This window comes from Pseudomonas fluorescens (assembly GCF_900215245.1).
Classification (GTDB): Bacteria; Pseudomonadota; Gammaproteobacteria; order Pseudomonadales; family Pseudomonadaceae; genus Aquipseudomonas; species Aquipseudomonas fluorescens.
On record NZ_LT907842.1, the window covers coordinates 3,668,577 to 3,687,187 of the forward strand.

The 18,611-nt window shown below is 59.8% G+C and carries 20 protein-coding genes; 11 read left to right on the forward strand and 9 right to left on the reverse strand.

Annotation, left to right across the window (positions count from 1 at the left end; genetic code table 11):
• The first annotated feature begins 20 nt into the window (after nt 1-20).
• The 4 genes from CPH89_RS17000 (at nt 21) to recX (ending at nt 2,805) form a co-directional block, all read left to right on the forward strand.
• The gene (locus CPH89_RS17000; RefSeq protein ID WP_053254674.1) at nt 21-578 is read left to right on the forward strand and encodes a glycoside hydrolase family 19 protein; all 558 of its coding nucleotides are present in this window, start codon (nt 21-23) and stop codon (nt 576-578) included.
• 108 nt (nt 579-686) lie between these two features.
• Nucleotides 687-1,187: a CinA family protein gene (locus CPH89_RS17005; RefSeq protein WP_053254675.1), complete on the forward strand. Its 501-nt coding sequence runs from the start codon at nt 687-689 to the stop codon at nt 1,185-1,187.
• An 83-nt stretch (nt 1,188-1,270) separates the two neighbouring features.
• Nucleotides 1,271-2,329, forward strand: coding sequence for a recombinase RecA (gene recA / locus CPH89_RS17010; protein ID WP_017137075.1), 1,059 nt, complete (start codon nt 1,271-1,273; stop codon nt 2,327-2,329).
• A gap of 8 nt (nt 2,330-2,337) precedes the next feature.
• Entirely contained in the window at nt 2,338-2,805 is a 468-nt protein-coding gene (gene recX / locus CPH89_RS17015; protein WP_053254676.1) for a recombination regulator RecX, read from the forward strand.
• Between the two features lie 94 nt (nt 2,806-2,899).
• On the opposite strand, the gene CPH89_RS17020 is transcribed toward recX, so the two are convergent.
• Together CPH89_RS17020 and CPH89_RS17025 are read right to left on the reverse strand one after the other, a co-directional pair.
• Nucleotides 2,900-4,012: an LOG family protein gene (locus tag CPH89_RS17020; protein WP_053254677.1), complete on the reverse strand. Its 1,113-nt coding sequence runs from the start codon at nt 4,010-4,012 to the stop codon at nt 2,900-2,902.
• 378 nt (nt 4,013-4,390) lie between these two features.
• A complete protein-coding gene (locus CPH89_RS17025; RefSeq protein WP_053254678.1) occupies nt 4,391-4,831 on the reverse strand; it encodes a PA3611 family quorum-sensing-regulated virulence factor in 441 nt (146 codons plus the stop codon).
• 199 nt (nt 4,832-5,030) lie between these two features.
• Between CPH89_RS17025 and CPH89_RS17030 the strand changes: the two genes are divergently transcribed.
• The 3 genes from CPH89_RS17030 to CPH89_RS17040 all read left to right on the forward strand — a co-directional run bounded on the left by CPH89_RS17030 (nt 5,031) and on the right by CPH89_RS17040 (nt 7,091).
• The gene (locus CPH89_RS17030; RefSeq protein WP_053254679.1) at nt 5,031-5,750 is read left to right on the forward strand and encodes a tRNA-uridine aminocarboxypropyltransferase; all 720 of its coding nucleotides are present in this window, start codon (nt 5,031-5,033) and stop codon (nt 5,748-5,750) included.
• A gap of 252 nt (nt 5,751-6,002) precedes the next feature.
• A complete protein-coding gene (gene erdR / locus CPH89_RS17035; RefSeq protein ID WP_053137423.1) occupies nt 6,003-6,653 on the forward strand; it encodes a response regulator transcription factor ErdR in 651 nt (216 codons plus the stop codon).
• Between the two features lie 75 nt (nt 6,654-6,728).
• On the forward strand, nt 6,729-7,091 hold the full coding sequence (locus CPH89_RS17040) for a diacylglycerol kinase (RefSeq protein ID WP_053254680.1): 363 nt from the start codon (nt 6,729-6,731) through the stop codon (nt 7,089-7,091).
• A gap of 3 nt (nt 7,092-7,094) precedes the next feature.
• Here CPH89_RS17040 and CPH89_RS17045 read toward each other — a convergent pair whose 3' ends face one another.
• Nucleotides 7,095-8,021 (reverse strand): LysR family transcriptional regulator, encoded by a 927-nt coding sequence (locus CPH89_RS17045; protein ID WP_042944277.1) that lies wholly within the window; start codon nt 8,019-8,021, stop codon nt 7,095-7,097.
• 124 nt (nt 8,022-8,145) lie between these two features.
• On the opposite strand from CPH89_RS17045, the gene fpr reads away from it, so the two are divergent.
• Nucleotides 8,146-8,925 carry a ferredoxin-NADP reductase gene (gene fpr / locus CPH89_RS17050; protein ID WP_017529767.1) on the forward strand — a complete coding sequence of 260 codons (780 nt, stop codon included), beginning with the start codon at nt 8,146-8,148 and terminating at the stop codon, nt 8,923-8,925.
• Nucleotides 8,926-8,991: 66 nt separating this feature from the next.
• Here fpr and tsaA read toward each other — a convergent pair whose 3' ends face one another.
• The 5 genes from tsaA to rimO form a co-directional block, all read right to left on the reverse strand.
• On the reverse strand, nt 8,992-9,687 hold the full coding sequence (gene tsaA / locus CPH89_RS17055; protein WP_053254681.1) for a tRNA (N6-threonylcarbamoyladenosine(37)-N6)-methyltransferase TrmO: 696 nt from the start codon (nt 9,685-9,687) through the stop codon (nt 8,992-8,994).
• 3 nt (nt 9,688-9,690) lie between these two features.
• A complete protein-coding gene (locus CPH89_RS17060; protein ID WP_053254682.1) occupies nt 9,691-10,152 on the reverse strand; it encodes a YehS family protein in 462 nt (153 codons plus the stop codon).
• A gap of 67 nt (nt 10,153-10,219) precedes the next feature.
• Nucleotides 10,220-10,930, reverse strand: a complete 711-nt coding sequence (locus tag CPH89_RS17065) for an rRNA pseudouridine synthase (protein ID WP_053254683.1) — start codon at nt 10,928-10,930, stop codon at nt 10,220-10,222.
• A 130-nt stretch (nt 10,931-11,060) separates the two neighbouring features.
• On the reverse strand, nt 11,061-11,528 hold the full coding sequence (locus tag CPH89_RS17070) for a GNAT family N-acetyltransferase (protein ID WP_053254684.1): 468 nt from the start codon (nt 11,526-11,528) through the stop codon (nt 11,061-11,063).
• Between the two features lie 103 nt (nt 11,529-11,631).
• Nucleotides 11,632-12,972, reverse strand: coding sequence for a 30S ribosomal protein S12 methylthiotransferase RimO (gene rimO, locus CPH89_RS17075; protein WP_053254685.1), 1,341 nt, complete (start codon nt 12,970-12,972; stop codon nt 11,632-11,634).
• A gap of 288 nt (nt 12,973-13,260) precedes the next feature.
• Between rimO and CPH89_RS17085 the strand changes: the two genes are divergently transcribed.
• The 3 genes from CPH89_RS17085 to CPH89_RS17095 all read left to right on the forward strand — a co-directional run bounded on the left by CPH89_RS17085 (nt 13,261) and on the right by CPH89_RS17095 (nt 16,896).
• Nucleotides 13,261-15,162, forward strand: a complete 1,902-nt coding sequence (locus CPH89_RS17085) for a potassium transporter Kup (protein ID WP_053254686.1) — start codon at nt 13,261-13,263, stop codon at nt 15,160-15,162.
• Nucleotides 15,163-15,288: 126 nt separating this feature from the next.
• Nucleotides 15,289-16,395 carry an NADH:flavin oxidoreductase/NADH oxidase gene (locus CPH89_RS17090; RefSeq protein WP_053254687.1) on the forward strand — a complete coding sequence of 369 codons (1,107 nt, stop codon included), beginning with the start codon at nt 15,289-15,291 and terminating at the stop codon, nt 16,393-16,395.
• Between the two features lie 315 nt (nt 16,396-16,710).
• The gene (locus tag CPH89_RS17095) at nt 16,711-16,896 is read left to right on the forward strand and encodes a hypothetical protein (RefSeq protein WP_053254688.1); all 186 of its coding nucleotides are present in this window, start codon (nt 16,711-16,713) and stop codon (nt 16,894-16,896) included.
• Nucleotides 16,897-16,942: 46 nt separating this feature from the next.
• Here CPH89_RS17095 and CPH89_RS17100 read toward each other — a convergent pair whose 3' ends face one another.
• Entirely contained in the window at nt 16,943-18,568 is a 1,626-nt protein-coding gene (locus tag CPH89_RS17100) for a glucan biosynthesis protein D (RefSeq protein ID WP_053254689.1), read from the reverse strand.
• Nucleotides 18,569-18,611 lie beyond the last annotated feature (43 nt).

Below are 18,611 nucleotides of genomic sequence, written 5' to 3' on the forward strand. Positions count from 1 at the left end.
ATTTTCAAAGGTAAAGCCCGATGGTGATAACGCTTCCTCAACTGCTTCAAGTGATGCCTGGAGCCCGCCTTAGCGCGGGTATTTTTTTATCTTCGTTAAACGCGGCGCTTCTTCGCTACGACATAAGCACGCCAAAACGCAGCGCCGCGTTCCTCGCCCAAATCGGCCATGAATCCGGCGAACTGCGCTACGTCCGCGAACTGGGCAGCGATCAATACTTGAGCAAATACGACACCGGCACCCTGGCCGCGCGTTTGGGCAACACCCCCGAAACCGACGGCGATGGCCAGAAGTTCCGGGGCAGGGGGCTTATTCAGATCACGGGGCGCCGCAACTACCTCGCCTGCAGCCAAGCGTTGTTCGGCGACGACCGCCTGTTGCAGCAACCGCAACTGCTGGAGCAGCCGCAATGGGCGTGTGAGTCCGCCGCATGGTTCTGGCACAGCAATGGTTTGAACGAACTCGCCGACAAAGACCAGTTCACCACCATTACCCGGCGCATCAATGGCGGGCTGAACGGGCTGGACGAGCGTTTGCAACGGTGGGCGCGGGCCAAGGCGGTGCTGGGCGTTTGCTGAGGTGGCGTGCGTGTCGTCGGGCGTTAGCGTCTTGATGCACTCTGTAACTTGCATGGCCGATGGGCTCCTGTAGGGTAGGCAAACCCCCGCCCATTCCTGGAGACGACCGTGAAGGAAATCACTCAACTGGCTGCTGAACTGGGTCGCCGTTTGCAGGTGCTCAATGCTCACGTCACCACTGCCGAGTCCTGCACCGGCGGCGGTATTGCCGAAGCGATCACGCGGATTCCGGGCAGTTCGGCCTGGTTCGAGGCCGGGTATGTCACGTACTCCAATCGACAGAAGACCCGGCAGCTGGGTGTGCCGGAAGCATTGTTCCGCAAAGTCGGCGCCGTCAGCCAGGACGTGGTGGAGGCGATGGTCAGGGGCGCGCAGGAAAGAAGCCTGTCGCGCTTTGCCGTGGCCGTCAGCGGTGTCGCGGGGCCGGATGGCGGTTCGCCGGACAAGCCAGTGGGCACCGTATGGCTGGCGTTTGGTGTTGGCGAGGACGTGAGCGCTGAGCTTGCGCACTTCCCCGGCAACCGTGACGAGGTCCGCCGACAAACGGTAAAGGCCGCCCTGGAGGGCTTGTTGCGACGAGCTGCAGCAGAAATCGAAAATCAGGGGTAGGCGATCCCGGATCTTTGTGGAACAATACTGTCTACTTATACAGGTGTTGGCCGTCAGGCCTTATTGATTACGTGAGGACTTTAATGGACGACAACAAGAAGAAAGCCTTGGCTGCGGCCCTGGGTCAGATCGAACGTCAATTCGGCAAGGGTGCCGTAATGCGTATGGGCGATCACGACCGTCAGGCGATCCCGGCTATTTCCACTGGCTCTCTGGGTCTGGACATCGCACTCGGCATTGGCGGCCTGCCAAAAGGCCGTATCGTTGAAATCTACGGCCCTGAATCTTCCGGTAAAACCACCCTGACCCTGTCGGTGATTGCCCAGGCGCAAAAAATGGGCGCCACCTGTGCGTTCGTCGATGCCGAGCACGCTCTTGACCCTGAATACGCCGGCAAGCTGGGCGTCAACGTTGACGACCTGCTGGTTTCCCAGCCGGACACCGGTGAGCAAGCCCTGGAAATCACCGACATGCTGGTGCGCTCCAACGCCATCGACGTGATCGTGGTCGACTCCGTGGCTGCCCTGGTGCCGAAAGCTGAAATCGAAGGCGAAATGGGCGACATGCACGTGGGCCTGCAAGCCCGTCTGATGTCCCAGGCGCTGCGTAAAATCACCGGTAACATCAAGAACGCCAACTGCCTGGTGATCTTCATCAACCAGATCCGTATGAAGATTGGCGTGATGTTCGGCAGCCCGGAAACCACCACCGGTGGTAACGCGTTGAAGTTCTACGCTTCGGTCCGTCTGGATATCCGCCGTACTGGCGCGGTGAAGGAAGGTGACGAGGTGGTGGGTAGCGAAACCCGCGTTAAAGTTGTGAAGAACAAGGTGGCCCCGCCATTCCGTCAGGCTGAGTTCCAGATTCTCTACGGCAAGGGTATCTACCTGAACGGCGAGATGATCGACCTGGGCGTACTGCACGGTTTCGTCGAGAAGTCCGGTGCCTGGTATGCCTACAACGGCAGCAAGATCGGTCAGGGCAAGGCCAACTCGGCCAAGTTCCTGGCGGACAACCCGGATATCGCTGCCACGCTTGAGAAGCAGATTCGCGACAAGCTGCTGACCCCGGCACCAGACGTGAAAGCTGCTGCCAACCGCGAGCCGGTTGAAGAAGTAGAAGAAGTCGACACTGACATCTGAAGCAAACGATGACTGTTGTACTGGATACACTCGTCGCCGTTCGGCGCACTGCCATGGACCTGCTCGCTCGCCGCGAGCATGGTCGAGTCGAGCTGACGCGTAAACTGCGTCAGCGAGGCGCAGAGCCCGAGATGATCGAAAGCGCCCTCGACCGTTTGACGGAAGAGGGGCTGCTGTCGGAAGCCCGTTACCTTGAAAGCTTTGTCTCCTACCGAGCGCGCTCCGGCTATGGCCCTGCGCGAATTCGCGAAGAGCTGAGCCAGCGTGGCCTGCAACGTGCCGATATCGACCTCGCCCTGCGTGAGTGCGGTATCAGTTGGCAGTCGCAGCTGGAAGATACCTGGCGCCGCAAGTTTTCCGGGCATCTACCAATTGATGCCAGAGAGCGTGCGAAGCAAGGGCGCTTCCTGAGCTATCGCGGGTTTTCGATGGAGATGATCAGCCGCTTACTGAGCGGCCGTGACATGGATGACTGAGCGTTGAGATCCCAGATCGAATCTGCTGCATCCGTTAGATCCTGCAAAAAAGGCCCACTATGAAAATAGTGGGCCTTTTTTTTTGCCTTGAAAATCACGCAGGCTCTGGCGTTACTCGCTGCTGGGTCTTGCCCTGAGCCTGTGCCCAGTTCTCCGGCAAGTTGATGTAATCCACCAACTCCCGCAACCGGCCCTGATCACGGCCGTTGAAGTTGAACACCAGCCGGGTCAAATGGCTGAACCTGGGTTCATCATGTTCCTCGCCTGTGTAAGCCAGCTGCTGGAACTCACCACTTAGCCGTAGACTGGCAAACTCGCTCTGCAAGTGGGCCAGTGCACGCTCACTGAGCGGATGATTCATGCGCACCACAAACTCACGCTTCAACCAGCGTGTGGAATGGAAGTTGGCATAGAACTGGTTTATCTCGTCCACGGCTGCTTCAGCGCTGTGCACCAGGCGGACCAGCTTGAGGTCGGTGGGCAGGATATAGCGATTGGCTTCCAGTTGGCTGCGAATGAAGTCCAGTGCGCCTTGCCAGAAACCACCGCCGGGTGCATCCAGCAATACCACCGGCACCAGCGGGCTTTTGCCGGTCTGGATCAGGGTCAGCACTTCAAGGGCTTCATCCAGCGTGCCAAAACCGCCCGGGCACAGCACCAATGCGTCGGCTTCCTTGACGAAGAACAGTTTGCGGGTAAAGAAGAAGTGGAAAGACAGCAGGTTCTCGGTGCCATCAATGGTCGGGTTGGCGTGCTGTTCAAACGGCAGGTTGATGTTGAACCCCAGGCTGTGTTCCAGGCCTGCTCCCTCGTGGGCAGCCGCCATGATGCCGCCGCCACCGCCGGTGATTACCATCAGCTCGGATTGCGCCAGCAGCGTGCCGACTTCCCTTGCCAAGGCGTACAGCGGGCTTTCGACCGGTGTGCGCGCCGAGCCAAACACCGTGACCTTGCGGCGGTCCTTGAACTGTTCCAGCACGCGGAAGGCGTTATCCAGCTCGCGGATTGCCTGCAGCGTGATTTTTGCATTCCAACGGTTGCGGTCATCCTGGGCCATGCGCAGCACGGTGAGGATCATGTCGCGATAAAGGGGGATATTCGGGCTGTTGGGGGCGATCAACTGGAGTTGTGCGTCGACCTGCTGCGTGAGGTCCGCCCCGTTTTCGTCAAAATGACGGTGCAGGTGGTCATTCGATTCGTAAGGCATTCAACTTCTCCTTCTTCACAGAACCTGGGCCGTCGGCGAGATATTCGTCCGCGGCCACGACACTGCATGTATCGCTGCATGCCCAAGGCATTGCACGGTGTTCGCCAAGCGGCAAAGCGGGCTCTGTATGTTCCTTGTGATTTAGAAACCTTTGCACTGCAAGTCGCAGGAGGGCAACCCTCTTTTGCCCTGAAAATATTACAGAACGGCGTGGGAAACGCTGTGGAGGGGCGACTGGGATGACTTGATCATGAGCCGAAAAACCCTTGGCTGGCAACCGCTTATTGGTCACTCATCAAGCAGTTTGGTTGGCGGCTGGCCAATGCGGCGGGGGAGGTGCGCGCCACTGGACAGCAGCGCGCGATGATCGAGCAACAGTTACTTTTTCTTCTTGGCCGCAGCGGGCGCCGGGCAATCCGCTTCGACAAACTTGACCGATGCCACCGGGCGGTTGGTCTTGTTCTCAGTGATTTCATAGCGCATCACTGCGCCCTTGGCCATCAACTCGCGGTAACCCTTGTTCAGGCACACGCTTTGGCCCAGTTGGAAATACACGGCCTTCGGGTTGGCGCGCATCTGTTCGGCACGATCAGGTTGCACACTGAGGTGATCGATCAGTTGCATGCCTTCAACGGTGTAGGCCACTTCCAGGGTTTTTTCATCGATTTCCCGGGGCAGGTCCTTGTTGCTTTCTGCCGCGACGCTTTGCAGCTTCCTGTTCATTTGGGCCTCCAGCAGCGAGGCCGCGTGGGCGCCCATGGGCAGAACCAGCGCAAGGGCGACGGATGGGGCAACAAGACGCAGCATGGAACGCAGCATGAAACTCTCCTGATTCGGTTACTGGTGCATAGACCAGCCACTGCGCTGTGCGTTCAGTGGCGCGCAATTATAGGGGAGCGCTTGCCACTACAGCCAGGCGTATCGCTGAGAAGTGTCAGTGGCTCTGGTAAACTGCCGCCACTTAAAGCCTGCCTCGAGTTCCTTCAGTGTCGATTTCCCCTGCTACGCGGCGCATCCGATGAGCCACGCCGTCTCCCGCTTGCGTACCCAGCGCCTTGCGCGGGCCGTCAGGCCGTTTCTCAACCGCGGCTCGCGCGCCGAGCGTTGCCCTGGTTGCCGGGTGATTCCCGAGTACTGCCTGTGCGCCTGGCGCCCGACGGTGCAGGCTCGATCCGCCATGTGCCTGCTGATGCACGATGTCGAACCGATGAAACCCAGTAACACTGGCTGGCTGATCGCCGACGTAATCGCTGATACCACCGCGTTTGCCTGGTCGCGCACCGAGGTTGATCCCGAATTACTGACGCTGCTGGCCGACCCGCAGTGGCAGCCCTATATCGTGTTTCCGGGCGAGTTTGTGGCCCCTGAGCGGGTTGTCAGCGAAGCAGTGGTTGAGAAGGGTAAACGCCCGCTGTTCATCCTGTTGGATGGCACCTGGAGCGAAGCGCGCAAGATGTTCCGCAAAAGCCCCTACCTGGAACACCTGCCCGTTCTGAGCCTGGCGCCCGAGCAGTTGTCGCGCTACAAGCTGCGTCGTTCCAAGCGTGACGATCACTTCTGCACCGCCGAAGTGGCCGCGCTGTGCCTGGAACTGGCTGACGACCTGGCCGCCAGCGAAGTGCTCGACGCTTACCTCGACGTGTTCAGCACCCATTACCTTGCGGCCAAGTTCAACTTATCACTGGACTCGACGGATAGCGTCCATACTCGTCTTGCACCCTATATCCCGGTGCGATAACCAGACGACGTTTGCATGATGGCAGCGTAAAATCTCACTTGGCTAAAATGCCCACGGGTGTAGTGCTTGACCCTCCAGGCTACGCTGGGCATGCTGGGCGCCGATTGGGGCGTGAGCGTGAATTTTCAGCGTCGTTTCAGGTGTTTTTGACGTTGAACGTGCCCTGTGGCGATGGCTGCCTGGCCGTCGCCTTGTGTACTGGCGAACCCTGAACCCATCAGGGTTCCCATAAAAAACAGGATCATTTAATCAATGGCCACATACGAAATCCTGATAGCCGATGACCATCCGCTGTTTCGCAGTGCGCTGCACCAGGCCGTGACCCTGGGCCTTGGTCCGGACGTGCGCCTGGTTGAAGTGGCCAGCATTGCCGAGCTGGAAGCGCGCCTCACCGAGAAATCCGACTGGGACCTGGTGCTGCTCGACCTCAACATGCCGGGTGCCTACGGTTTTTCGGGGCTGGTGCTGTTGCGCGGGCAATACCCGCAAATTCCGGTGGTGATGGTCTCGGCCCAGGAGGACGCCGACGTGGTGGTGCGCTCCAAGGAGTTTGGCGCCAGTGGCTTTATTCCCAAGTCGAGTGCCATGGAAGACATCCAGAACGCCGTTCGCAAGGTGTTGGATGGCGATGTGTCCTGGCCGCCGCAAGCGTTTGAAGAAATCAACGTGTCCGACGAAGCCAAGGCCGCTCGCGATGGCCTTGCCAGCCTGACGCCCCAGCAGTTTCGGGTATTGACCATGGTCTGCGAAGGTTTGCTGAACAAGCAGATTGCGTATGAGCTCAGCGTGTCGGAAGCGACCATCAAGGCCCATGTCACTGCGATCTTCCGCAAATTAGGGGTGCGTACGCGCACCCAGGCGGCGCTGCTCTTGCAACAACTTGAGTCAATTTCGCAGCATTAAGCGGTTAGCGATTCACGCTTTTTTGACTTTGTGTCATCTAGTTTCCCCACTTCTTTGGTTCAGTTGCCTACATCTATGTCGCCTTTCAAGGGTCAAACCGGTATCAAACGTATCTTCAACGCAGGGAGCTATTCCCTGGATGGCCTGCGCGCGGCTTTCACCGGCGAGGCGGCATTCCGTCAGTTGGTGTTGCTGAATGTCATCCTGATCCCGTTGAGCTTTTTCCTGCACGTCAGCCGCGTCGAGCGCGCTTTGCTGATCGCGGTGTGCCTGCTGGCGTTGATCGTCGAGTTGCTCAACTCAGCCGTAGAAGCGGCGATCGACCGCATCTCGCTCGACCGTCACCCGTTGTCGAAAAACGCCAAAGACATGGGCAGCGCCGCGCAATTCGTGGCACTGACCATGATCACCCTGGTGTGGGCCGTGATCCTGATCTGAGGATCAGGCAATGCTCGGCAGCACGATCTCGTCGCTGCGCTGAACCCCGGCGGTGAAGGCGCGGCACAGCTCCAGAAACTCGCGCATCGCCGAGGTCTGGTACTTCTGTTTATGCCAGATGAAGTAGAACTGCCGGGCCAGGTCCAGGTCGGGGGTTTCGACTGGGACCAAACTGCCACGGCGGAACGCATCACGCAGCGCCAGCCGGGAAATACAGCCAATGCCCAACCCGGATTCCACGGCACGCTTGATCGCCTCGGTGTGTTCCAGTTCCAGGCGGATATTCAGCGCGCTGCGGTGATGGCGCATGGCTTGGTCAAACGTCAGCCGAGTGCCTGAACCTTGTTCGCGCAGGATCCACGCTTCGTGGGTCAGCTCTTCCATGGTCGCCACGCCGCGTTTGGCCAAGTGATGCTGGGGCGCACAAAACACCACCAACTCGTCTTCGACCCAGGTTTGCACCTCGATGTCCGGGTGGCTGCAGTCGCCTTCAATTAGACCCAGGTCAATTTCGTAGTGTGCGACCTGGTGCACGATATTCGCAGTGTTCTGCACATGCAGCTTCACCTGGCTCTCGGGATGCTGCTGCATGAAGCTGCCGATCAGCAGAGTGGCCAGGTAATTGCCGATGGTCAGGGTGGCGCCGACCGCCAGCGAGCCGAAGCCGGACTTGCCGTTGAGCAGGTCTTCGATCTCCTTGGCCTGGTCCAGCAGCGCCACGGCCTGGGGCAATAGCTGGTGGCCGAGGGCGTTGAGGCTCAGGCGTTTGCCCGCGCGGTCGAATAATTGGCAGCTGGATTGACGCTCCAGCTCGGTAATCGAGGTGCTGGCGGCGGATTGAGACAAGGCCAGAAGGCCAGCAGCGCGTGAGACGCTTTCCTGCTGGGCGACGGCGACGAAGACTTGCAGTTGACGTAGAGTAAATCGCATATCGATATAACCGATAACCCTTATCTTAATAATCCAGTTAACAGATATTGTCGCCGCCATTAGAATGCTGTGCAATTGCGCATATCAACCTTGGCGCAGACCTATTTCCAGGAGTTCCCCGTACATGAGCAACATGAACCACGAGCGTGTCCTCAGTGTTCATCACTGGAACGACACCCTGTTCAGCTTCAAGTGCACCCGTGATCCGGGCCTGCGCTTCGAGAACGGTCAGTTCGTGATGATCGGCCTGCAACAGCCCAACGGCCGCCCGCTCATGCGTGCTTACTCCATTGCCAGCCCGAACTGGGAAGAGCATCTGGAGTTCTTCAGCATCAAGGTGCCCGATGGCCCGCTGACTTCCCAATTGCAGCACTTGAAGGAAGGCGACGAGATCATCATCAGCAAAAAACCGACAGGCACCCTGGTGCTTGACGATTTGAAGCCGGGCAAACACCTGTACCTGCTCAGCACCGGTACTGGCCTCGCTCCATTCATGAGCGTGATCCAGGACCCGGAAACCTACGAGCGCTTCGAAAAAGTGATCCTGTGCCACGGCGTGCGTTACGTCAACGAAGTCGCCTACCGCGAATTCATCACCGAGCACCTGCCGCAGAACGAGTTCTTCGGCGAGGCGCTGCGTGACAAGTTGATCTACTACCCGACCGTGACCCGCGAGCCGTTCGAAAACGAAGGCCGCCTGACCGACCTGATGCGCAGCGGCAAGCTGTTCCGCGACATCGGCCTGCCTCCGATCAACCCGGAAGACGACCGCGCCATGCTGTGCGGCAGCCCAAGCATGTTGGACGAGACCAGCGAAGTGCTGAACAGCTTCGGTCTGAAGGTTTCGCCGCGTATGCGTGAGCCGGGTGACTACTTGATCGAGCGCGCGTTCGTCGAGAAGTAATCACCGATCCAAATGAATGTGGGAGCTGGCTTTTGTGGGAGCTGCTCCCACATTTGTTTTCGGCGCTTATTTGGCTGGAACCACTTCCAGCACACAGATCACGCCCGCCTCCGGATAGTGCCAGCGCACATCCACATCCCAGAACTGCGCCCCGTATTCACGCTCAGGCCCCGGCGTCTGATACGCCGGCCGTGGGTCCTGTGCCAGGCACTGCTCGATCAACGCCACCAATGGCTCGTCAAGGCGCTGAGCGTGGCCTTGGGCCTGGAGCAGGGCGGTCTTCAGCCACTGCACCGGAATCAACTGCGGCGCGCTGCTCGCGATGCGGTTGGTGGCGCTGTCGATGATGTCGGCATACGGCACGTACGGCTTGATATCCAGCACTGGCGTGCCATCAAGCAAATCAATCCCGGAAATCCACAGCCGGCCTGGCTCAACCTTGTCCAGCTTGACCACTGACTGGCCGATGCCGTTGGGGCGGTGGGTGGCGCGGGTGGCAAATACACCCATGGAGGTATTGCCGCCCAGGCGTGGCGGGCGCACTTTGAGCCGAGGCTTGTCTTCCAGAGCCTGGTGGAACAAAAACAGCAACCAGACATGGCTGACCTGTTCCAGGCCCTGCACCGCCTCGCCCTGGTCGAACGGCGCCACCAACTCCAGCACGCCACGGGCGGCCGGGGCCAGTTGCGGCTGGCGCGGGATGGCGAACTTCTCCTTGAAGCAGGAGCGCACGAAGCCGACGGGCGAGACCTGGTAACTCATGGCTTACGCACGAACCCGCAGGGTCAGGCCCTTGAGGAAGTTACGCAGCAACTGGTCACCGCAGGTGCGGTAGTTGGTATGGCCGAACTTGCGGAACAGCGCGCTGAGCTCAGGCTTGGACACCGGGAACTCGGCGGCCTTGAGGATGGCGTGCATGTCGTCTTCTTTCAGTTCGAAGGCAACGCGCAGCTTCTTCAGGATGATGTTGTTGGTCACCGGGGTTTCGATCGGCTGCGGCGGACGCGTTTCGTCCTTGCCGCGCTTGAAGATCACCAGGCCATCAAGGAAGTGAGCCATGACGTCGTCCGGGCAGAATACAAAACCTTCTTCCTCATCTTTCTTGAGGTAGGTCAGCAGGTCTTCCTTGGTCACGTCCATGCCGCCGAGTTTGATGATCTCGACCATCTTGTTGTCGCTGATGTCGAGCATGTAGCGCACGCTGCGCAGTACGTCGTTGTGAATCATGGTGGGCAATCCTGGTATTCAACTGAGGACACCGCCCAGTCAGGCGGTGTCAGGAAAGGGGTGCGGCTTAGAACTTCTCTTTGCCGGACAGGTAACGCCATTGGCCCACTGGCACTTTGCCGATGGACACGCCGCCAATGCGAATACGGCGGATGGCGATGACTTTCAGGCCAACCGCCTCGCAGAACAGAGCGATTACGCCCGGTTGCGGGTTTTTCATCGCGAAGCGCAGGCGGTTTTCGTTCTGCCAGCTGGCTTTAACGGCCGGCAGCTCTTTGCCTTTATAGGTCAGGCCGTGGTTCAGGCGATTGAGGCCGTGGGCAACCATGTCGCCTTCGACCTCCACCACGTATTCCTGCTCGATTTTGGCGGCATCGGCGGTCAACTTGCGCAGAATCTTCCAGTCCTGGGTGAACACCAGCAGGCCGCTGGCCTTGGCTTGCAGGTCGGCACTGGCGGTCAGGCGCAGAAAGTGGCCTTTGAGCGGGCGTTTGCTGAAGCGGTGTTCTTCGGACAGGGTCTCGGCGCTGATCGAGGCCATCGCCGTTTCGGCGTCCACGCCTACCGGCGCATGCAACAGAATCGTCACCGGCTCCGGCGCGGTGGCCTTGGCCTCAGGGTCGAGCTCGACCTTCTGGGTGGTGACCTTGAACTGCGGTTCGTCAATCACTTCGCCGTCCACCGAGACCCAGCCGCCTTCGATAAACAGCTCAGCCTCCCGCCGGGAGCAACCGACCAGTTCAATAAGGCGTTTGGAAAGGCGTATGGGGTCAGTCATGACAAGGGCCGTAGCAAAAGGGGGCGGCTATTGTACCTGTGTGGGCGCGGTTAATCCCGGCCCCATTTCAGCGTAGTGGCTTTATTGGTGGGTACACGGTTCAAAATGTGGGAGCGGGCACGGTGTTTCGTCAGCCACTGCGCCGTTGCTGTTGGCGCAAGCGCATATGCAGCAACGGGTACGGTTGGCCCAGGCCATCATGCTCCGCGCGTCCGATCACCTCAAAGCCCTGCTTGAAGTAAAAGCCCAGGGCCTGGGGGTTCTGTTCGTTGACGTCCAATACCTCGGCGTTCATGTGCTCGATCGCATAGCGCAGCAATTGTCGGCCCAAGCCCTGGCCGCGGTGCTGCGGGTCGATAAACAGCATCTCGACTTTACCCGCCGCTACCCCGGCAAACCCGGTAATACGCTGGCGCGCGTCTTTGGTGCAGATCAGCATGACGGCGTCCAGGTAGCGGCTCAGCACCAGTTCCTTAAGCAGCACGATGTAACTGTCCGGCAAGAAGTCGTGGGTTGCGCGCACGGACGCTTCCCAGATCTGCGCCAATTGCGCGAAGTCGCTGATTTTAGGTGTGTGGATAACCGAATGCTGACGCATGCCCGCTGCCCCTTGCCGATGATCGGCGCCGATGGGCAAACGATAGACCTAAAAAAGCCCCGCATCTTGTTCAGAGGCGGGGCTTTTTCAATTTTTTACACCCTTAATCGCGCTTTTCAGCCCACAGGTCGTATTCGTCGGCATCCGTCACCGTGCACCAGACCTTGTCGCCCGGCTTCAGGCCGCTGGCATCGTCGATAAACACGTTACCGTCGATTTCCGGCGCATCGAAGAAGCAACGGCCAACGGCGCCTTGCTCGTCGACTTCGTCGATCAGCACTTCGATTTCCTTGCCGATACGCAGTTGCAGGCGTGCCGAGCTGATGGCCTGTTGATGGGCCATGAAGCGCTCCCAACGGTCCTGCTTGACGTCGTCTGGAACGATGGCTGCGTCCAGCAGGTTGGCTGGCGCGCCTTCTACCGGCGAGTACTGGAAGCAACCGACGCGGTCGAGTTGGGCTTCGGTCAGCCAGTCCAGCAGGTACTGGAAGTCTTCTTCGGTCTCGCCAGGGAAGCCGACGATGAAGGTCGAACGGATGATCAGCTCAGGGCAGATCTCGCGCCAGTTCTTGATGCGCGCCAGGGTCTTGTCTTCGAAGGCTGGGCGTTTCATGGCCTTGAGGATTTTCGGGCTGGCGTGCTGGAACGGGATGTCCAGGTACGGCAGGATCTTGCCGGCGGCCATCAGTGGGATCAGCTCGTCCACGTGCGGGTACGGGTAAACGTAGTGCAGGCGCACCCATACGCCCAGGCTGCTCAAGGCTTCGCAGAGTTCGGTCATGCGGGTTTTCACCGGCGCGCCGTTCCAGAAGCCGGTGCGGTATTTCACATCGACGCCGTAGGCGCTGGTGTCCTGGGAGATCACCAACAGCTCTTTCACGCCGGATTTGACCAGACGCTGGGCTTCGTCGAGCACGTCGCCGACCGGGCGGCTGACCAGCTTGCCGCGCATCGACGGGATGATGCAGAAGCTGCAGCTGTGGTTGCAGCCTTCGGAAATCTTCAGGTACGCATAGTGGCGCGGCGTCAGCTTGATGCCTTGCGGCGGCACCAGGTCGATCAGTGGGTTGTGGTCCTGGCGAGGCGGCACCACCTGGTGCACGGCGTTGACCACTTGCTCGTACTGCTGCGGGCCGGTTACGGCCAGCACGCTTGGGTGCACGTTGCGGATATTGCCTTCTTCCACGCCCATGCAGCCGGTCACGATGACCTTGCCGTTTTCCTTGATCGCTTCACCGATCACTTCCAACGACTCAGCCTTTGCCGAGTCGATGAAACCGCAGGTGTTGACCACCACCACGTCGGCGTCCTGATAAGTGGACACGACGTCATAGCCTTCCATACGCAGTTGCGTGAGGATGCGCTCGGAGTCAACGAGAGCCTTCGGGCAACCCAGGGATACAAAGCCGACCTTTGGGTTGGCTTTTGCGATGGTGGTGGACATGTCTAACCTCGGTATTGAATGACGCCGCCGCCCAGGAGGGCAGGGCAGCGGACGGGCGCTTAGCGCGCCTCTGATCAAAAAGTGCGCAATTCTAGCGACGGGCAACGCACTTGACCAGCTTTATGCAGGGAAATGCGACGAGTGCTGCGCTATGCTTCGCGCCGTTGCACGCGGGTAAAACCTCGGGGTCAATAAAACGTCTGTTACGAGAAGTAAAACAGCGCATGCTAGGGTCAGCTTAGACGCGTTGTTTATATAAGACCTCAGGTCAAAGGGCAGGAGTGGTTGATGGGTCAGGCAAATAGTCAGGCAGCAGGTGCCGAGCATTCCAATGCAAAGCCGATCGGCATGTTGGTGGCGGCAGTCGGGGTGGTTTACGGCGATATCGGTACCAGTCCGCTCTATACCCTTAAAGAAGTGTTTACAGGTGGTTATGGGGTTCAAGTCAATCACGACGGGGTCTTTGGCATTCTGGCGCTGATTTTCTGGTCGCTGGTGTGGGTCGTGTCGATCAAGTACGTGCTGTTTATCCTGCGCGCGGACAACCAGGGCGAAGGCGGCATCATGGCCCTGACGGCGCTGGCGCGACGGGCGGCGTCGCCGTACCCCAAGTTGCGTTCGGTGCTGGTGATCCTCGGCTTGATCGGTGCGGCGCTGTTCTACGGCGATAGCATGATTACCCCGGCGATCTCGGTATTGTCGGCGGTTGAGGGCCTGGAACTGGCCTTTGACGGGATTGAACGTTGGGTGGTGCCGCTGTCGCTGGTGGTGCTGGTGGGGCTGTTCCTGATCCAGAAACACGGCACTGACCGCATCGGCAAGCTGTTCGGGCCGGTGATGGTGGTGTGGTTCCTGGTGCTGGGCGGTCTTGGCGTGCACGGCATCCTGCAACATCCCGAGGTGCTCAATGCGCTGAACCCCGTGTGGGGCGTGCGTTTCTTTGTGTCCCATCCGGGCATGGGCGTCGCGATTCTTGGCGCCGTGGTGCTGGCCTTGACCGGTGCCGAAGCGCTGTACGCCGACATGGGCCACTTCGGCCGCAAGCCGATCGCCCGCGCCTGGTTCGCGCTGGTGCTGCCGGCGCTGGTGCTCAACTACTTCGGCCAGGGCGCGTTGCTGCTGGAAAACCCCGAAGCGGCGCGCAACCCGTTCTACTTGCTCGCGCCGGAATGGGCCTTGGTGCCATTGGTCGCGCTGTCGACCCTGGCCACCGTGATTGCATCCCAGGCGGTGATTTCCGGCGCGTTCTCGCTGACGCGTCAGGCGATCCAGTTGGGTTACATCCCGCGCATGCATATCCAGCACACCTCCAGCGCCGAGCAAGGCCAGATCTACATCGGCGCGGTGAACTGGTCGTTGATGGTCGGCGTGATCCTGCTGGTGCTCGGCTTCGAATCCTCCAATGCCCTGGCCTCCGCCTACGGCGTGGCAGTCACCGGCACCATGTTGATTACCAGCATCCTGGTGTCGGCGGTGATGCTGCTGCTCTGGAAGTGGCCACCGGTGCTGGCGATTCCGGTGCTGATCGGCTTCCTGTTGGTGGACGGCCTGTTCTTTGCCGCCAACGTGCCGAAGATTGTCCAGGGGGGCGCCTTCCCGGTACTGGCGGGGATTGTGCTGTTTATCCTGATGACCACCTGGAAGCGCGGCAAGGAACTGCTGATGGACCGCCTCGACGAAGGTGGCCTGCCGTTGCCGATCTTTATCAGCAGTATTCGCGTGCAACCGCCCCATCGCGTGCAGGGCACCGCAGTGTTCCTCACCGCGCGCCCGGACGCCGTGCCCCACGCGCTGTTGCATAACCTGCTGCACAACCAGGTGTTGCATGAGCAGGTGGTGATGCTGACGGTGGTCTATGAAGATATTCCGCGCGTGCCAGCCTCTCGGCGGTTCGAGGTGGATGCGTACGGGGAAGGGTTCTTCCGGGTGATCCTGCACTTCGGTTTTACCGATGAGCCGGACGTGCCCGAAGCCCTGAAACTGTGCCACCTGGACGATCTGGATTTCAGCCCGATGCGCACCACGTACTTCCTCAGCCGCGAAACGGTGATCGCCTCGCGTATCAAGGGCATGGCCCGCTGGCGGGAAAGTCTGTTTGCGTTCATGTTGAAGAACGCTAACGGTAACCTGCGCTTCTTCAAGCTCCCGGTAAACCGAGTGATCGAGCTGGGCACCCAGGTCGAAATGTAAGCCACTGCAACACGGGAGCCGGCAATCGGCTCCCGTTTTCCGTCTGAACCCTGTGCAAGCTACCGTTGTCGACTAGGCTCTAAGCACTGTTTGAAGAGTGCCCACAGAACCCAGAAGAGGTGCGTCATGAGTCAGCTGCTCGAACCCTATACCCTGCGCCAATTGACTTTGCTCAACCGGATTGCCGTGTCGCCGATGTGCCAGTATTCAGCCGAGGATGGCCTGGCCAATGACTGGCACCTGGTGCACCTGGGCAGTCGCGCCGTCGGCGGCGCCGGGCTGATTTTCACCGAAGCCACCGCCGTGACCGCAGAGGGCCGCATCACCGCCCAGGACCTGGGCTTGTGGAACGACGCACAGATCGAGCCGTTGCAACGCATTACGCGCTTTATTGCCGCCCAAGGCGCGGTCGCGGGTATTCAATTGGCCCATGCCGGGCGCAAGGCCAGCACTCACCGGCCATGGATCGGCAAGCATGGCAGCGTCAAGCCGGAAGACGGCGGTTGGGTGCCGGTAGGCCCTTCGCCAATTGCCTTTGACCCGAATCACACCCAGCCCAAAGCCTTGGACGAAGCGCAGATCCAGAGCGTGATTGGCGACTTTGTGGCCGCCGCCAAGCGTGCACTGACCGCCGGGTTTGAAGTGGTGGAAATCCACGCTGCGCACGGTTATCTACTGCACCAATTCCTGTCGCCGATCAGCAACCAGCGTCAGGACCACTACGGTGGTTCGTTTGAAAATCGCATCCGCCTGGTGCTGGAAGTGACCAAGGCCGTGCGCGAGGTCTGGCCGCAGGAACTGCCGCTGTTTGTGCGGGTTTCGGCCACTGACTGGGTGGAAGACGGCTGGAACCCCGATGAAACCGTGGAACTGGCGCGTCGCCTCAAAGACCTGGGGGTGGACCTGATCGACGTATCCTCCGGCGGCACTGCCGCCAATGCCGAAATCCCGGTGGGCCCGGGTTACCAGACGCGCTTTGCCGAGCGTGTGCGCAAAGAATCGGGTATCGCGACCGGCACGGTGGGCATGATCACCGAACCGGCCCAGGCCGAGCATATCCTGCGCACCTGCCAGGCGGACATTATCTTCCTGGCCCGTGAGTTGTTGCGTGATCCGTATTGGCCGCTGCATGCCGACGATGACTTGGGCGGGCGCAAGGCGATCTGGCCAGCGCAATACCAACGGGCGACCCACCGCGATCAGCCGATTCATGAGTCTGACCTGAGGGATTGATCCGTCGCCGGTTGCATTCAAACCCACCTTGACCCGGTGGGTTTTTTCTTGCTCGCAGGTCATGCAAGCTAAGGTCGACGCACCATGCATGTACCGACCTCTGCGTAGGAAATAGCTGTAGGTATTTGTTATCGAAGCGTTTTTTAAGTGAATGCTCTAAAAAAATCCCACGCGTGACGAGATTGTTTCTACGCTTAGGGTAAGTCTGATTTCTGGCCCAGGGAGTCAGCCGGCTTGGCCCCGAAGGTATCGCGCCTCAAGGGAATTTGGAGGTGGGCACTCGAAGTATTTGACTGAAATCAGGAGTAACGGTCCATGACCAAATCCTATGGCATAGCGGGTGCGGTGGCGTCTTTTCTGAGTCGCCACCTGCCCTTGCGAGGGCGAAGGTTGAGTTCGGATGAAAGGGAGCTGTTGGCGCAATATCGGGCATTGACCGAAAGCGATCAAATGGCGATGCGGTATTTGATCGGGGCAATGAAGAGCGTGTCGCGGTACTGAACCGCAGGCGGGAAGCGTTCCCACGCGAGCGTGGGAACGCGTTGTATCAGGTGTATTTGCGCTTGTCCGGCGCAGGCGGGAAGTACTGATACAGCCAGGTTTCACTCAAGGTGCGGTCCTGCGTGCGAATAAACAGGCGCAGTTCCACCGGCTCAACGCTGTCGCTGGTCGGGTACCAGTCGAACAGAATGCGATAGCCCTTGATGTTGTCGAGCACCAGCACGCTGAAGTCTTTCACTTCGCCGTGGGAACAGGTCACCACCGGCTCAATGCCGGTGCCAGCGGGCAGTCGGTCCAGGCCGCCACCTTTGAAATCCACCGCAAACCGGCGTGCCCACACCTCGGGGTAGTGCTCGCCCGGTGCCCAGCCTTCGATAAAGCCGCCCATGCCTGAGCGGGTGGCGTCGACTTGCGCCAGCGGGGTACTTACCGGCGGCAGTGCGCTCCAATACAGCTTGTAGCCATAGTTGAGCGAATCGCCCGCGGCCACCGGCTTTTTCGGGGTCCAGAAGGCCACGATGTTGTCCAGGGTTTCGCCGGTGGTGGGGATTTCCAGCAGGTCGATCGAGCCTTCGCCCCAGGCGGTGGTCGGTTCTACCCACAGGCTTGGGCGCTTGCTGTACCAGTCCACGGTGTCCTGGTAGCTGGCGAACTCATGGTCGGTCTGCACCAGGCCGAAGCCTTTTGGGTCGGTGTCGGCGAACGCGTTGAATTGCAACTTTTCCGGGTTGTTCAACGGGCGGCAGATCCATTCGCCGTTGCCGCGCCACATCGCCAGGCGATCCGAATCGTGGATTTGCGGGTGGATGGTGTCGCACATGCGCCGCTCAACGGTGCCGCAGCTGAACATGCTGGTCATTGGCGCGATGCCCAACTGTTCGATGGTGGTGCGCGCATTGATATGCGCGTCGATGGCCATCACCACCTGGTTGGCCTGGCAATCGATATCGAAGCGGTAGGCGCCGGTGGCGCTCGGCGAGTCGAGCAGGGCGTAGACCACAAAGCGCGTGGCGTCCTTGGCCGGGGTTTCGAACCAGAACTGCGTGAAATCGGGGAATTCTTCGCGCTTTTTCGCGTAGGTATCAATCGCCAGGCCGCGCGCCGAAAGGCCGTACTGGCCAGTAGAGTCGACTGCGCGAAAGTAGCTGGCGCCGAGGAATGACAGCACGTCATGGCGATCCAGTTCCGGCGCCTTGAACAGCTTGAAGCCGGAGAAACCCAGGTCGCCGGTCAGCTGCTGGGTGTCGACTGTGGTCTTTTCGTAGTTGAACAGCGACGGGCGGAAATGCACTTCGCGCGCTTCGCGGGTCTTGGGGTCGACGCTGTGCATGCGCACAGGGGTCTTGAAGCCCATGCCGACGTGGAAGAATTGCACGTCGAGTTGGCCGTTCAGCTCCTTCCACAGCGAATGGTTGCCGTCATAGCCAATGGCGTTGAAATTCTGCGGGGTCATGGTCGCCAGCGTCGGCGGCAGCACCTGTTTGGTGTCTTTATACGCGGTGCCGGCGAGCTGCTTGGCCTGGGCTTTAAGCGTTTCAAAATCAAACGCGACGGCCTTGCCATCGGCGGCACGGTTTGCGGCCCAGGCGTGCGCGGAGAGCAGGCCTGTGGCCGACAAACCGGTGTAAGCCGCAATGGCCATGGATGCTTTGAGCAAATTCCTGCGGTGCATAGAGACAACCTGTCGTGAGCAAATCCCGCGCCGTTCCTGGCAC